The following is a 15238-nucleotide window of genomic DNA, read 5'->3' on the forward strand; positions in this document are numbered from 1 at the left end:
ACAGGTTCGAGGCGCCATCCGTGGGCGCGAGATCGAATCGAGACGACCCGTCGGGATCGTCGGCGTCAGGGGGCGATGCGTCGCGTCCGTCCACGCGCTTTGGAGACGCGGGATCGGCCACGAGTGCAGAGCACCCGGAAGCTGCCGTGGATTGGATGGGGAAACCCCAACCGCACGCCGGGCAAGGAGAAACAAGCCTCTTCGGTGTCGGCCTTTGGAGGGCCGACGAGACCAAAAAAGCCCGTTCGTCGTTGCTTTAAGCTGCGTCCCCCGTGGAGAGCGGGGTTCGCCGGTTTCGCCTCCGGCTGCCGGTTGTTGTTAGGGTCTGGTGTTGCCACCCGGATGCCGGCCGTAGGGATCCACCCCTTGCGACCATCGATCCTTTAAGACCCCTGGCGGCTGTCCGGCAGTTGACCGGATGCCCACCAACCGGCACGCGGCCACAGGCACGTGCGAAATTGGGCGAGGCGGATATACGCAGCGTAACGGGGTGAAACAAGTGGCTTCCCACACCTTTAGCCGGCGTTTCCCCATAGCCTCACGCGATTGTGGCCGACCCGCATCAGTCGGTGTTTCGCCGCTGGGCTCACGCGTCGGCGGCCGCATCCCACGGCTCAGAGCCTCTCGCTCCGCTCGACGGCGGGGCAGAGCCGACGCTGCTGCGGCGCTCGCCCGAACATCGGCGATGCCGCCCGATCCATGGGCATGGCCCCGCAGCGTTCGGTAGCAGCCCTTTCCAAGGACGCGCGGACGGTCCATTGAACCGGGCCGAAGCTTGGCCCGCATCGTCATACGGGCCGACATGCCGAGCTGCAGGGAGTCATGACCGAGCCGTCCCGCCGCGCCGTCGTCTCAGGCCTCGCCGCCGGCTTGGCCGGTCTTCCCATCACCGCTCTGGGGCAGGCACGGCCCTTCAGCTTCGCCACGGTCGAGGACGAGGCCCGAAGCCTCGCCGCCGCGCCCTACGACGCGACCGTGCCGCCCCTGCCCGACATCTTGGCCAAACTCGATTACGACGCGTGGCGCGACATCCGCTTCCGGCCGGACCGCGCTTTCCGGGTCGGCGCCGACGGGCGCTTCCGGCTCCAGCTGTTTCATCTCGGCTTCCTGTATCCGCGCCCGGTGGCTGTCAGTCTCGTGCGCGACGGAACCGCGACCCCGATCACGTACGATCCGGCCCTGTTCGATTTCGGCCGGACCAAACTCGACGCGCCGCTGCCGGGCGATCTCGGCTTTGCCGGCATTCGCCTTCACACCGCCCTCAACCGTCCGGACGTAATCGACGAGCTGATCGTCTTCGTCGGCGCGAGCTACTTCCGCTTCCTCGGCCAGGACCAGCTCTACGGCCTCTCGGCGCGCGCCCTGGCGGTGAACACCGAGGCCGCGGGCGGGCCCGAGGAATTCCCGGTCTTCCGCGCATTCTGGATCGAGGCGGACGGCGAGCCGGGCACCTGCACGATCCACGCGCTTCTCGACGGGCCATCGCAGGCGGGCGCCTACCGATTCATCGTACGGCCGGGCGCGCAGACCACGGTGTCGGTGACCGCGACGCTGTTCCCGCGTCGGCCGCTGGCCGATGCCGGCCTCGCGCCGCTCACTTCCATGTACTTCATCGGCGAGACCGACCGGGGACACAGCGACGATTACCGGCCCGAACTGCACGATTCGGACGGTCTCCAGATCGCGGCGGGCTCCGGCGAGTGGCTCTGGCGGCCGCTGGACAATCCGGGGGGACGACGGATCTCCACGTTCTCCGTCGCCTCGCCGCGGGGCTTCGGCCTGATGCAGCGCGACCGATCCTTTGCCAGCTATCAAGATCTTGAGGCGGGTTACGAGCGTCGTCCCGGCTACTTCGTCGAACCCGAGGGCGATTGGGGCGAGGGCAGCGTCGTCCTGATGGAGTTGCCGACCGACAACGAGACCGCCGACAACATCGTCGCCTTCTGGCGACCGAAGATTCCCTTCCCGCCCGGTAAGCCGGCACGCTTCGCCTACCGGATCCGGGCGATCGGCGCCGGCGATCTTCATCCCAACGGTCAGGTGGTCAACACTTTCCTGGCCACACCTGCCGCCAGCGGCGCCCCGCGCAAGGAGGGCGATCCGGATGGCCGCCTCGCCCGTCGCTTCCTCATCGATTTCGGCGGGGGCAGTCTGGATCGGCGCGCCGCAGGAGCCCCGCCGCCGGAGGTCGTGGCGAGCGCGAGCATCGGACGCATCGTCGCCACCTCGATCGTGCCGAACCCGCATATCGGCGGTTTCCGCGTCGCCGTCGACATACGCCTCGATGCCCCGGGGACGACGGAGTTGCGGGCCTTCCTGCGCGACAAGGGTGGCGAGGCGCTGACCGAGACATGGACCTTCCCCTGGAGCGCCGCGTGAGCCGCAACGGCCATGCCCCCGCCGGGCTCGACGTGACGATCCGGCCGGCCCGGCTCGCCGATCTCGATGCCCTAGTAGCCCTGGAACACGCGGCCTTCGCCACCGACCGAGCCGAGCGTCGGGCGATCCGCCATGCTCTCGGCTCGCCTAGCATGAGCCTGCTCGCGGCGGTCGCGCAGGATGCGGGCGAGGAGATCCTCGTCGGCGCCGCGACCCTGGAGCGGCGGCGCACGAGCCTCGTCGCCCGGCTCTCCTCGATCGCCGTTTCGCCGGCGCGGGCCGGCCACGGCCTCGGCAGCCTCCTGCTCGACGCGGCCGAGACCGATACCCTCGACCACGACCGCAGACGCCTGCGCCTGGAGGTTCGGGCGGACAACGGAGCCGGCATCCGCCTCTACGAGCGGCACGGCTATACCCGCTACGGCACCAAGCCCGACTATTACGAAGATGGCATGGAAGCGTGGTGCTACGAGAAGGTGTTGGCCCCGCGCTGAAGCGGCGCAGGGGGAACCGCCCTTCAGGATCGGGCTTTCATCCTCATTCACGCTGCACCGCAACCGACAACGTGCGCCAGCGCACTGGCATCCCTCACCGATGGGACCACGTTGCGGGTATCTACCCGCGTCCCCGGCTGCCCGCCGGTGTCGTCCTTGATCCAAAGAGAGCCGAATGCCGAATCTGTTCGACCCGATCACCCTCGGTGCCATCGAGCTGCCGAACCGCATCCTCATGGCGCCGCTGACCCGCGGTCGCTCCACCCGCACCCACGTGCCCACCCCGCTGATGGCCGAGTACTACGCCCAGCGCGCGGGTGCCGGCCTCATCATCTCCGAAGCCACGGGCATCAGTCAGGAGGGGCTCGGCTGGCCCTACGCACCGGGCATCTGGTCGGACGAGCAGGTCGAGGCCTGGAAGCCGATCGTGAAGGCGGTCCACGATGCCGGTGGACGCATCGTCTCGCAGCTCTGGCACATGGGCTACCTCGTCCATCCGGATTTCCTGGGCGGCGAACCGCCGGTCTCGGCCTCCGAGGCGACGGCACCGGACGAGGCGCATACCTACGAGGGCAAGAAGCCCTACGGAAAGGCTCGCGCCCTGCGTGAGGACGAGATCCCGCGCCTCATTGCCGATTACGAGCGCGCCGCCCGCAACGCCGTGGCGGCAGGCTTCGACGGCGTTCAGATCCACGCGGCCAACGGCTACCTTCTCGACGAGTTCATCCGGGACGGCGTCAACAAGCGCTCCGACCGCTACGGCGGCTCGGTCGAGAACCGGGTGCGGCTGGTGACCAAGGTGGCCCAGGCCGTCGCCGGCGTCGTCGGCCCCGAGCGCACCGGCATTCGCTTCTCGCCCAACGGGGCCATCCAGGGTGTGGACGATTCGAACCCGCACGAGACCTTCGGCCTCGCCGCCGAGATGATGGAGCGTGTCGGTCTCGCCTTCATCGAGATGCGCGAGCCCGGACCCGACGGCACCTTCGGCAAGGCATCGGTGGCGCCCGTCGCCCCGGTCGTGAAGGAACGCTTCGGCGGACCGGTGATCCTCAACTGCGACTATGACGGCCCGCGCGCCCAGGCGGCGGTGGAATCGGGCGAGGCCGACGCCATCGCCTTCGGCCGCCCCTACATCGCCAACCCGGACCTGCCGGAGCGCATTTCCAAGGGCCTGCCCTTCGCCAAGGACGACATCAAGACTTGGTACAGCCAGGGCCCGGAGGGCTATGTCGACTACCCGACGCTCGGGAAGCAGGCCGCCTAAGCACCCCGGATCGGCGGATCGAATGGACGGCCCCGCGCGAGCGGGGCCGTTTTTTGTCGGCTGGGAGCATCGTCTTGCACGGCGCCCTCGCCGAGGCGGACCCCGCTTCGCCCAAGGCTCGACGTGCCCTCCCGGTGCGAACCCGTGGGCATGCTCCCCGTGGCTTGCCGGATCGAGCCAGCAGGGTCCCGGGCACGACGGACAGTCCAGCGAGGCACGGAAGGCCCCGTGCGGAGAGCGACAACATGGGACGGACCTTCCGAAGAGACAGCTCTGCGCCCGAGGGGATCGCCGCATGGCGAGGCGCATCCGATCACGTGGCAACACCGGGCGCGGTGGACCGGGGGTCGTGTCCGCGCCGCCGGCAGCCCATCCGTCATAGGCCGTTCGCGTGAGCCATCCCCCCTATCGCCTCGTCGCCTTCGATTTCGACGGGACCCTCGCCGACACCTTCCCCTGGTTCTGTTCGGTGCTGAACGGGGTGGCGGACCGCTACCGCTTCCGCAGGGTCGAGGCCGACCCGGTCGAGCGGCTGCGGATGTTGGGCGCCCGCGCGATCATCGCGGAGCTCGGCATCCCGGCCTGGAAGGTGCCGCTGATCGCCCGGCACATGCGCGGGCTCGCCGCGCGCGACGCCGAGGCGATCGCGCTGTTTCCCGGCGTGCCGGCGATGCTCGACGCGATCGATGCGGCGGGGATCGGGCTCGCGGTGGTCAGTTCCAACGGCGAGGCGACCGTGCGCCGGGCGCTCGGGTCATCGGGCATCGGCATCCGCCACTATGCCTGCGGCGCCTCGCTTTTCGGCAAGGCACGCCATCTGCGCGCGGTCGCACGGGCGGCAGGGATCACGCCGGAACGGATGCTGGCGGTGGGCGACGAAATTCGCGACGCCGAGGCCGCCGCCGAGGCGGGCTGCGCGTTCGGCGCCGTCGCCTGGGGTTACTCGGCGCCCGCTGCGCTTGCAGCCCGGGCGCCGGCCCATCTGTTCGGAGGGCCCGACGACATCGTCCGGGCCCTGACCGGCGGGGCGGCCTACTGACCGGCGCGGGCGCCGGGGACGATCGAGGTGCCGGCGCCGCTTCCGAACGGCTCGTAGCGGGTCAGACCGCGGAAGAGCTGGCTGAGGAAGGCGCGGTCGGCGCCGCTCGACGGGGTCCTGCGCTCGATGAAGTCGAAGACGCGTCCATCCTGCAGGCCGTAGAGCGCCACGCGCTCCACCTTCATGCCGGGATTGAAGTAGACCGCCGTCACCTTCTGATCCTGCACCTGCTCACCGAGGAACAGCACCGTGCGGCTCGTGGTCTGGCTGATATAGTACCAGGACTTGTTGCCGACCGTGGAGACGGTCGAGGGCGTGCCGAGGATCTGCAGCACCTGCTCGGCGCTCATCCCCGGCTTGACGGTCGCGAGGGCGGCCTGGTCGATCTGGTAGCCGTGGCGGATTTCCTCGCCGATGCAGCCCGAGACGCCGAGCGCGATCGTGCCGAGAACAGCCACGCGGGCGAGCGACGAGACGAGACGGCGCGACATCGGCCCCCCTGTTTCCATCATGCGGGACGGGTCCGCGGCACGATTTCGCTCGTGCGTCTTCGGACTTGCACCCTGGTCGAGGGTTGCCGTACCGCGGTGATATGGCTTTGACAAGGCAAGCTCGGCCACAGGCCAGGCCGATCCGGTGGACCGCATGATCGCAGGGTTTTTTCGCCGTGCCGGGGAGCGCCGCCGGACGATCCGAACGCTGCACCAGCGGATCGGCGAGGCGGCGCGCCGGCCCGATCTGTACGAGGCGCTGGGCGTGCCCGACACCGTGGAGGGCCGGTTCGAAGCCCTGAGCCTGCACGTCATCCTCGTGCTGCGTCGCCTCGGGCACTTGCCGCCGCCCGCCGACGACGTCGCCCAGGAGCTGATCGATTCGGTGTTCGTGCAGCTCGACGAGAGCCTGCGTGAACTCGGCGTCGGCGACATGGGCGTGTCGAAGCGCATCAAGAAGCTCGGCGCCTCGTTCTACGCGCGGGCCGGGGCCTACGGCACTGCCCTCGACGAGGGCGACATGCAGGGTCTGGCCGCGGCCCTCGCCCGCAACGTGCTGGCGAAGGACGAGGCGGACGCCGCCCAGGCGCTCGCGGCCTACGTCGCGGCCAGCGCCGATGCCCTCGCCGGGCAGGATCTCGATGCCCTGCTGACGCAGGGTCCCCGTTTCGCCGCTCCGGCCCACGCGCCGCAGGAGGCTTGAGATGAATGCCGCCCCGACCGGACCGCTCTCCCGCTCGGTCAATGTCGAGCGCCTGAACAAGGATCGCGCCGAGATCACCGTCGAGGCGAGCCCGGAGGAATGCGCCGTGCTCGCCCGGGACTTCAAGATTCCCGCCATCCGCGACCTCGTCGGGCGCTTCCGCCTCAGCGGCTCGCTCACCCGGCTGCATGTCGGCGGTAGCGTCGAGGCGATCGTGACCCAGGTCTGCACGGTGACGCTGGAGCCGTTCGAGGCGAAGGTGGAGGAACCGGTCGATGTCGAGTTCACCAATGCCGACATCCTGAACGACACCGATGCCGAGGATGTCGAGCTGCCCGATCCGATCATGAACGGGCGGATCGATTTCGGCGCGCTGACGGCCGAGTTCCTGGCGCTCGGGCTCGATCCCTATCCGCGCAAGCCCGGCGTCGCCTTCGAGCCGGTCAGCGCGGGGGAGGAGCCGCTGCCGTTTGCCGACCTCGCGGCGCTCAAGGACAAGCTCGGCGGAAAGGCGTAATCGCCCATCGCGTCGGAAAATTCTCAGTTTTTGTTTGCCCGGCGGGGCGGCCTCGCTATTTTGCGCGCCGCCGAACCGGGCCCGTCGGGCCCTCTCCGCCCGCATGCAGGACGCCCCGCGGCGTCCGGTCCAGGGAATCATGTCGAACCGCGTTTGCATCTCGCTCGACGCCATGGGCGGCGATCACGGCCCTTCGACCGTCGTGCCCGGTGCGGCCATCGCCCGTGAGCGCCACCCCGAAACCACCTTTCTCATGTTCGGCGACGAGGCGGTCATACGCCCCCTCGTCGAGGCCGAACCCCGCCTGAAAGGGGCGGTGGAGATCCGCCACACCACCGTGTCCGTCGCCATGGACGACAAGCCGAGCCAGGCGGTGCGCCAGGGCCGCGGCAAGTCCTCGATGTGGCGGGCGATCCAGGCGGTGCGCGACGGCGAGGCCCAGGCCGCCGTCTCGGCCGGCAATACCGGCGCGCTGATGGCGATGTCGAAGATCTGCCTCAAGACCATGGCGGGGATCGAGCGCCCGGCCATCGCCTGCCTGTGGCCGACGGTGCGGGGCGAGAGCGTGGTGCTCGATGTCGGGGCCACGATCGGCACGGATGCCGAGCACCTCGTCGAGATGGCGGTGATGGGCGCGGCCATGGCCCGCATCGTGCTCGATCTCGAGCGCCCGACGGTGGGCCTTCTCAATGTCGGCACCGAGGAGATGAAGGGCAACGAGGCCGTCAAGGAGGCCGCCCGCCTCCTGCGCGAGACGGAGCCCGCCCATTTCCACTATTACGGCTTCGTCGAGGGCACCGATCTCGGGCGCGGCACCACCGACGTCGTCGTGACGGAGGGCTTCACGGGCAACATCGCCCTGAAGACCGCCGAGGGCACCGCCAAGCAGATCGGCAGCTACCTGAAGGCCGCCATGGGCCGGACGCTCTCGGCCAAGATCGGCTACCTGTTCGCGCGCCAGGCCTTCGCGGCCCTGCGCGAGAAGATGAATCCGAGCCGGGCCAATGGTGGTGTGTTCCTCGGGTTGGAAGGCATCGTCATCAAGAGCCACGGCTCGGAAAACGCGCAGGGCTTCGCGTCGGCGGTCGATCTCGCCCACGACATGGCGCGCCACGACCTGATGCGGACGATCCGGGATATGCTGGAGCAGACGCCCGCCGTCGCGCCAGCCTGAGAAAAGATGCGGCTCGGATGAGCCGTCGAGATTGAGGAAGGGACGGATCCGATGGCGCTTCTGCGCTCCGTCGTGGTCGGGTGCGGTGCATACCTGCCCGAGAACGTGGTCACCAACGCGGCCCTCGCCGAGCGGGGAATCGAGACCTCGGACGAGTGGATCGTCCAGCGCACCGGCATTCGCCAGCGCCACATCGCCGGCCCCGACGAGACCACCTCGGTGCTGGGCACCCGCGCGGCTCAAGCCGCCCTCGACGAGGCCGGCCTGTCGCCGGCCGACATCGATCTCGTGCTCTGCGCCACCTCGACGCCCGACCACACCTTCCCGTCGACCGCGACCCAGATCCAGGCAGCGCTCGGGATCGAGGGCGGCTTCGCCTTCGATCTCCAGGCCGTCTGCGCCGGTTTCGTCTACGCGGTCGCCACCGCCGATCGCTTCCTCTCCACCGGCGGAGCCAAGCGCGCGCTGGTCATCGGGGCCGAGACCTTCTCGCGCCTTCTGGACTGGGAAGACAGGACCACCTGCGTTCTGTTCGGCGATGGCGCCGGGGCGATCGTTCTGGAAGCGCGCGAGAACGACGCGTCCGACCGGGGCGTCCTCACCAGCTGCCTGCGCTCGGACGGCCGCCACCGCGCCAAGCTCTACGTCGATGGCGGTCCGGGCTCGACCGGCACCACGGGCAAGCTGCGCATGGAAGGCCGCGAGGTGTTCCGCTTCGCGGTGGGCTCCGTCACCGACGTGATCGAGGAGGCGTTCCGCGCCTCCGGCACCACGGCGGACGATCTGACGTGGTTCGTGCCGCATCAGGCCAACCGCCGGATCATCGAGGCCTCCGCCGACAAGCTCGGCATCGCCCGCGAGAAGGTGGTCCTGACGGTCGATCGCCACGGCAACACCTCGGCCGCCTCGATTCCCCTGGCGCTGGCTGCCGCCCGCCGCGATGGACGCATCCAACAGGGCGACCTCGTGATGATCGAGGCGATCGGCGGCGGGTTCACCTGGGGCGCGGCGCTGATCCGCTGGTAGAGCGGGCGGTTCGGCGGGGGCGCACGGTCGATCCGGCAAGATGTCCGGATCGCCGGGCACGAAGAGCGCGACTGAGACCGCGTGATGGGGTGGTCCTCGGCTTTGGCCGAGGCGTCTCGCGGAGCGAACCGTCCGAGGCGGCGGATACGGCCACCGGCAGGGGGCCGGACAGAACACGGCGTGATCGCTTCGCGCGATCGAGCGCTGTCAAGACGAAGGTTCGGTTGACCCTGGGCGACTCGCCGATTAGCGTGTCCGATCATAGAGATACGCGTTAGGCCGAAACACGGCCGGGAGGGGAGCGCATGGCGGGAAGGACGGTCACACGCGCCGATCTGAGCGAGGCCGTCTACCAGCAGGTCGGCCTCTCCCGCTCCGAATCGGCGGCGCTGGTCGAGACGGTGTTGTCGGAGATCTGCACCTGTCTGTCGCAGGGCGAGACGGTGAAACTCTCCTCTTTCGGTTCCTTCGTCGTTCGCTCCAAAGGCAAGCGGATCGGCCGCAATCCGAAGACCGGCGTCGAGGTCGAGATCGAGCCGCGCCAGGTCATGGTGTTCAAGCCTTCGAACGTGCTCAAGGCACGCATCAATGGCGGGACCGTCAACGGTCACGACACCGACGAGGATTGACCCCTCCGTTGAAGCCCGGTGATTCGCGCGGGCGCCGCTGCCGACGCGCTCCCGCACTCCATTCGATCCAGGCCGTCACAGGGATCCGCCCATGGGGCTTCCGCTCGCATCCGAGGACGACCGCACCGAGAAGCGTCCCGGCGCCTTCCGGACCATCACGGAGGTCTCCGAGGAACTCGGCGTACCCCAGCATGTCCTGCGCTTCTGGGAGAGCCGGTTCAGCCAGATTCGGCCGCTCAAGCGGGCGGGCGGACGGCGCTATTACCGGCCCGACGACGTCGATCTCCTCAAGGGCGTGCGCCGGATCCTGCATGGGCAGGGCTACACCATCCGGGGGGCGCAGCGCATCCTGAAGGAGCACGGCGTCCGCTTCGTCCAAGCGATCGGCCGGGGCGAGGCCGAGCCCGGCCCGCCCCTGCCCCAGGATCGCGATGAGGATGCTACGGTGGGCCTGGTGTCCGGCCGGTCCACGTTGGAGGCGGTCCTGTCGGAATTGCGCTCCTGCCGGGCGCTGCTGGCCGACCTCGACCAATCCGATCCGGAGCCGCACGAGGCCGTCTAGGGCGAATTGCGACGAAGCAGATCCGGTTCGTCGGAAGGCTGCGCGGCTCGACGTGGGCGGATGGCAGGTGCGGGTGCGCCAAGCCGATCCAAGACATCGCCGGTTCGGAAGCGTGGGCCTTACCATTTCGGCCCGTGCGCTCGAAACGAGGCGGCTGGAGCCCGGATCAACTCCCTTGTGCGCAAGTTATTGCCGAATCTCGCGGTTTTGTGTCCGCGCGGCCAATGTTGCGCGAACTTTATCGGCACAGGGACGTTGAGGCGCCATGCCCCCACGCGCCCGGATGTCGCCGACCCAGGAACTGATCGCCCGCATGATGCGGATTGTGCGGGCTTGTCCGGAGGCCGCCAACGAGGTGCTGGAGCTGATGTTCCTCGTCAGCCAGATCGAAGCCTCGACCACTGTCGACCGGGACTATCGCGACGCCCGCCGCGTCATCAGTCGCTTGCGGGCGCCCCTTTGGGAAATGGGTCCGGCCGACCGGGAAGCCCTTCTCAAGGCTGCGGAAACGATTCGCCGGGCCTGCGATTTGTCCGACGCTGACATACCCGCGACGCCCGGAGCCGACCTCGGCGAGCGCGCCCGGATCGAGGCCGTGCTGTCCCAGACGCTGGCGGGAGAATTGAGCGCGGCCCAGATCGCCCGCGTGGCGGGTGCCGTCGCCGCCGCGATCCAGCACTGAGCCGGCTCCACCCGAACCTTTGCGTGAGGAGCCTCGACGCAAGCGGCTTCCATTCCCACATGCGCCCTTGCCGATGCAAACCTGCGCCCGCATCGGGCCGGATTCCCCGCATGCCGGATCGGGCGCGGCGCGACGACGAGGAAACGCCGATGATTGCGACGATCTCCGCCCTCCGCCCGGCTCCGGCCGCGACCCGAGCCCTCGTGCTCGTGGCATCGCTCGGCCTTGCCGGAGCCGCCGCGGCGCAGACCACCGTGACCCGCAGCGAGACGGTCCAGGCCGGCAAGGGGGCCCGCCTCGTGATCGTGCCGAACCTCAAGAAGGATTGCTCGACCGGGCCCATGCCGGAGATTCGCGTGACGACGCCACCGAAATTCGGCTCGCTCATTACCAAGGGCGGCAAGCTGAAGACCCCGGCCAAGTACCGTTGTCCGAACAAGGACGCCGAGGCCCAGGCGATCTTCTACCAGGCGAATGCTGGCTATACCGGCCCCGATACGGTCGTGGTCGAGGTCAAGAACTCCGATGGCGAGATCGAGAAGCGGGATATCCGCATCACCGTCGAAGCCAGCAAGGGCGACGACAAGGCCAAGGACAAGAAGGACACCACCGACCTGTGAGGTGATCCTGCCCACGTCCCGTGACGTGGCGCATGCTGCAGCGCGAAAAGCCGGCGGTCTCCGCCGGCCCGACAGGCATGGTTTGAGGGGTGCCGGCGGCGATCACGGAGAGCCTCGTCGGCTGCTAACTCGTAGCCTGGGTTAGAGTGTGACCCGTTTGCGACGCTGGCCTCTACGCATATTCGCGCTGCGACAAAACCCGCAATGTCAGTTGCATCCGAGGCGAGACAGGATGAAGCTGTCATCAGCCTGAAGGGGGTGTTCGAATGCCGCTGCACTCGACGAACGACCTGTTCCAGAGCTTCGCGCGCGGCTACGAAGCGCGCCGCGACACGGAGATGACCCTCTCTGAATATCTCGAGGCGTGCCGCGACAATCCGCTGATGTATGCTTCTGCCGCTGAGCGCATCCTCGATGCGATCGGCAAGCCGGAGATGGTGGACACCGCCAAGGACGCGCGCCTCGGCCGCGTGTTCATGAACCGCACGATCCGGGTCTACCCGGCCTTCTCCGAGTTCTACGGGATGGAGGAGACGATTGAGCGGATCGTCTCGTTCTTCCGCCACGCCGCTCAAGGGTTGGAGGAGCGCAAGCAGATCCTCTACTTGCTGGGCCCCGTCGGCGGCGGCAAATCCTCCCTCGCGGAGCGCCTCAAGGCCTTGATGGAAGTCCATCCGGTCTACGTGCTCAAGGCCGGCGACGAGGTCTCGCCCGTCTTCGAGAGCCCGCTCGGTCTGTTCGATCCCGAGGTCATGGGCCGCGAGATCGAGGAACGCTTCGGCATTCCGCGCCGCCGCCTCACCGGCCTGATGAGCCCTTGGGCCCTCAAGCGGCTCGACGAGTTCGACGGCGACATCTCCCGCTTCAAGGTGATCAAGGTGCGGCCCTCGCGCCTGCGCCAGATCGCCATCGCCAAGACCGAGCCGGGCGACGAGAACAATCAGGACATCTCGTCCCTCGTCGGCAAGGTCGACATCCGGCGCCTCGAGACCCTCTCCCAGGCCGATCCCGACGCCTATTCCTATTCGGGCGGCCTCAACCGGGCGAACCAGGGCGTTCTCGAATTCGTCGAGATGTTCAAGGCGCCGATCAAGATGCTCCACCCGCTGCTCACGGCGACGCAGGAGGGCAACTATGTCGGCACCGAGAATATCGGCGCGATCCCCTTCACCGGCGTGATCCTGGCCCACTCGAACGAGGCCGAGTGGCAATCGTTCAAGACCAACAAGAACAACGAAGCCTTCATCGACCGGATCTACGTCATCAAGGTGCCCTACTGCCTCCGGGTCACGGAGGAGCAGCGCATCTACGAGAAGCTGATCTCGAGTTCCGAGCTGTCGCAGGCGGCCTGCGCCCCTGGGACTCTGGAAATGCTGGCGCGCTTCTCCGTTCTCTCGCGCCTGCGGGAGCACGCCAATTCCAACCTGTTCTCGAAGATGCGCGTCTATGACGGGGAGTCGCTCCGCGAGGTCGATCCCCGCGCCCGTTCGATGCAGGAATACAAGGACACGGGCGGTGTCGACGAGGGCATGGACGGGATCTCGACCCGCTTCGCCTTCAAGGTGCTGGCCGCGACCTTCAACCACGACACCACCGAGGTCTCGGCCGATCCGGTGCATCTCATGTACGTGCTGGAGCAGGCAATCCGGCGCGAACAGCTGCCGCCGGAAACCGAGAAGCGGTACATGGAGTTCATCAAGACGGAACTCGCCCCGCGCTACGCCGAGTTCATCGGTCACGAGATCCAGAAGGCCTATCTCGAATCGTATCACGATTACGGCCAGAACCTGTTCGATCGCTACATCGACTACGCCGACGCCTGGATCGAAGATCAGGATTTCAAGGACGCGGAAACCGGCCAGCTGCTCAACCGCGAACTCCTGAACCAAGAGCTGACCAAGATCGAGAAGCCCGCCGGAATCGCCAATCCGAAGGATTTCCGGAACGAGGTGGTCAAGTTCGCCCTGCGCTCCAGGGCGCAGCACGGCGGCCGGAACCCGTCGTGGACCTCCTACGAAAAGCTGCGCGAGGTGATCGAGCGGCGGATGTTCTCCCAGGTCGAGGAGCTGCTGCCCGTCATCTCCTTCGGCTCCAAGAAGGACAGCGAGACCGAGAAGAAGCACGGCGAGTTCGTCGACCGGATGACCGACCGGGGCTACACCGAGCGTCAGGTTCGGCGTCTCGTGGAATGGTACATGCGGGTGAAACAGGCGGGGTGAGGCGGGCCGCCCCATCTCACGCATCCGCCGCACTCCCGCACCTTTGTCCTTGAACCAGGGACGTGACACCAGGCGCTGAGCGACACCGGATGCACATCGTCGATCGTCGGCTCAATCCAGGCGGAAAGAGCCTCCCGAACCGCCAGCGCTTCCTGCGCCGGGTGAAGGACGTCGCCCAGCGGGCGGTGCGCGAAGCCGCCCGCGAGAAGGATATCAAGGATCTTGGGAAGGACGGGCGCATCACCGTGCCGGGCGACGGCGTGCGCGAACCGCGCTTCTCGCGCCAGCCCGGCACGGGCCATCAGGACTACATCCTGCCGGGCAACAAGACCTACGTGGAGGGCGACCGCATCGAGCGTCCGCCCGGCGGCGGCGGAGGGGGCGGCGGCGCGGGGGAAGGCGGCGACGGGTCGGAGAACAGCGAGGATGCCTTCCACTTCGTGCTGACGCGGGAGGAATTCCTCGACCTCTTCCTCGAGGATCTTGAACTGCCCGATCTCGCCAAGCGGCGTCTCGCCATCGTCGAGACGGAGGGACTGCGCCGGGCCGGCTACACCGTCTCCGGGTCGCCCGCGAACTTGGCGCTCTCGCGCACCCTGCGCAATTCAATGTCCCGGCGCATCGCCCTCAAGCGGCCGAAGCTCGAAGAAGTCACCGCCCTGGAGGAAGAGGTCGCGAAGGCCCGCGAAACGGATGATCCGGCCCTGCCCGATCTGCTGGTGAAGCTGGAGGCCTTGCGCGAGCGCTCCAAGCGCATCCCCTACGTCGATCCGATCGACCTGCGGTTCCGCCGCTTCGAGCCCTATCCGAAGCCGATCGCCCAGGCCGTCATGTTCTGCCTGATGGACGTCTCGGGCTCGATGACCGAGCACATGAAGGATCTGGCCAAGCGGTTCTACATCCTGCTGCACATCTTCCTGACGCGCCGCTACAAGCATGTCGAGATCGTCTTCATCCGTCACACCGACCGGGCGACGGAGGTGGACGAGGAGACGTTCTTCGGCTCCCGCGAGACGGGCGGCACCCTGGTCTCCTCCGCTCTGGTGGAGATGAAGCGGATCGTGGCCGAGCGCTACTCGCCGGACGACTGGAACATCTACGCCGCCCAGGCGTCGGACGGCGACAACGTCTCCTCCGACGGGCCGACCTCTACGGAATTGCTGCGGGCCCACATCCTGCCGGCCTGCCAGCACTTCGCCTATCTGGAGGTCGGCGACGAGAACGGCCCGCGCGCCGGCTTCGTCGAGCACCGCACCACCCTGTGGCGGACCTACGAGGCCCTGGCCAAGGCGGGCGAGCCGCTCGCCATGCGGAAGGTGAACCACCGCCGCGACATCTACCCTGTCTTCCGCGAGCTGTTCGGCCGCAAGGACGCGAAGGCGGAAGTGTGAGCTATGTCCCCTCCCCTTGCGGGGAGGGACGAACGCGTCGAGGAAAGG

The 15238-nt window shown here is 68.1% G+C and carries 15 protein-coding genes; 14 read left to right on the plus strand and 1 reads right to left on the minus strand.

The features are described from left to right. The first annotated feature begins 822 nt into the window (after positions 1 to 822). The 4 genes from MFF26_RS20005 to MFF26_RS20020 all read left to right on the plus strand — a co-directional run bounded on the left by MFF26_RS20005 (position 823) and on the right by MFF26_RS20020 (position 5176). Positions 823 to 2379 (plus strand): OpgD/OpgG family glucan biosynthesis protein, encoded by a 1557-nt coding sequence (locus tag MFF26_RS20005; protein WP_137828791.1) that lies wholly within the window; start codon positions 823 to 825, stop codon positions 2377 to 2379. Further along, entirely contained in the window at positions 2352 to 2873 is a 522-nt protein-coding gene (locus tag MFF26_RS20010; protein ID WP_137828792.1) for a GNAT family N-acetyltransferase, read from the plus strand. The genes MFF26_RS20005 and MFF26_RS20010 overlap by 28 nt, the downstream gene beginning before the upstream one ends. Positions 2874 to 3048: 175 nt before the next feature. Then, positions 3049 to 4137, plus strand: a complete 1089-nt coding sequence (locus MFF26_RS20015; RefSeq protein ID WP_137828793.1) for an alkene reductase — start codon at positions 3049 to 3051, stop codon at positions 4135 to 4137. A gap of 391 nt (positions 4138 to 4528) precedes the next feature. Then, on the plus strand, positions 4529 to 5176 hold the full coding sequence (locus tag MFF26_RS20020) for an HAD hydrolase-like protein (protein WP_238308443.1): 648 nt from the start codon (positions 4529 to 4531) through the stop codon (positions 5174 to 5176). Here the strand turns inward: MFF26_RS20020 and MFF26_RS20025 are convergent. Next, positions 5170 to 5667 (minus strand): outer membrane protein assembly factor BamE, encoded by a 498-nt coding sequence (locus MFF26_RS20025; protein ID WP_137828795.1) that lies wholly within the window; start codon positions 5665 to 5667, stop codon positions 5170 to 5172. The two genes, MFF26_RS20020 and MFF26_RS20025, sit on opposite strands and share 7 nt — an antisense overlap. Before the next feature lie 154 nt (positions 5668 to 5821). On the opposite strand from MFF26_RS20025, the gene MFF26_RS20030 reads away from it, so the two are divergent. From MFF26_RS20030 to MFF26_RS20075, 10 genes are all read left to right on the plus strand, one after another. Continuing rightward, positions 5822 to 6370: a ubiquinol-cytochrome C chaperone family protein gene (locus tag MFF26_RS20030; RefSeq protein WP_137828796.1), complete on the plus strand. Its 549-nt coding sequence runs from the start codon at positions 5822 to 5824 to the stop codon at positions 6368 to 6370. Position 6371: 1 nt separating this feature from the next. Next, positions 6372 to 6887, plus strand: a complete 516-nt coding sequence (locus tag MFF26_RS20035) for a YceD family protein (RefSeq protein WP_137828797.1) — start codon at positions 6372 to 6374, stop codon at positions 6885 to 6887. A 139-nt stretch (positions 6888 to 7026) separates the two neighbouring features. Beyond that, a complete protein-coding gene (gene plsX, locus MFF26_RS20040) occupies positions 7027 to 8061 on the plus strand; it encodes a phosphate acyltransferase PlsX (protein WP_238308444.1) in 1035 nt (344 codons plus the stop codon). A gap of 51 nt (positions 8062 to 8112) precedes the next feature. Next, the gene (locus tag MFF26_RS20045; protein WP_137828799.1) at positions 8113 to 9087 is read left to right on the plus strand and encodes a beta-ketoacyl-ACP synthase III; all 975 of its coding nucleotides are present in this window, start codon (positions 8113 to 8115) and stop codon (positions 9085 to 9087) included. A 305-nt stretch (positions 9088 to 9392) separates the two neighbouring features. Beyond that, the gene (locus tag MFF26_RS20050) at positions 9393 to 9716 is read left to right on the plus strand and encodes an integration host factor subunit alpha (protein WP_137828800.1); all 324 of its coding nucleotides are present in this window, start codon (positions 9393 to 9395) and stop codon (positions 9714 to 9716) included. Positions 9717 to 9807: 91 nt separating this feature from the next. Further along, positions 9808 to 10278, plus strand: coding sequence for a MerR family transcriptional regulator (locus MFF26_RS20055; protein WP_137828801.1), 471 nt, complete (start codon positions 9808 to 9810; stop codon positions 10276 to 10278). A 283-nt stretch (positions 10279 to 10561) separates the two neighbouring features. Continuing rightward, complete coding sequence (locus tag MFF26_RS20060) at positions 10562 to 10960, plus strand: hypothetical protein (RefSeq protein WP_137828813.1); 399 nt, start codon at positions 10562 to 10564, stop codon at positions 10958 to 10960. A gap of 149 nt (positions 10961 to 11109) precedes the next feature. Continuing rightward, the gene (locus tag MFF26_RS20065; protein ID WP_137828814.1) at positions 11110 to 11580 is read left to right on the plus strand and encodes a 4-aminobutyrate aminotransferase; all 471 of its coding nucleotides are present in this window, start codon (positions 11110 to 11112) and stop codon (positions 11578 to 11580) included. A gap of 266 nt (positions 11581 to 11846) precedes the next feature. Next, positions 11847 to 13799, plus strand: a complete 1953-nt coding sequence (locus MFF26_RS20070) for a PrkA family serine protein kinase (protein ID WP_137828802.1) — start codon at positions 11847 to 11849, stop codon at positions 13797 to 13799. Positions 13800 to 13888: 89 nt separating this feature from the next. Further along, positions 13889 to 15190: a YeaH/YhbH family protein gene (locus MFF26_RS20075; protein WP_238308445.1), complete on the plus strand. Its 1302-nt coding sequence runs from the start codon at positions 13889 to 13891 to the stop codon at positions 15188 to 15190. The last annotated feature ends 48 nt before the right edge of the window (positions 15191 to 15238 follow it).

Source organism: Methylorubrum suomiense, from assembly GCF_022179765.1.
Classification (GTDB): domain Bacteria; phylum Pseudomonadota; class Alphaproteobacteria; order Rhizobiales; family Beijerinckiaceae; genus Methylobacterium; species Methylobacterium suomiense.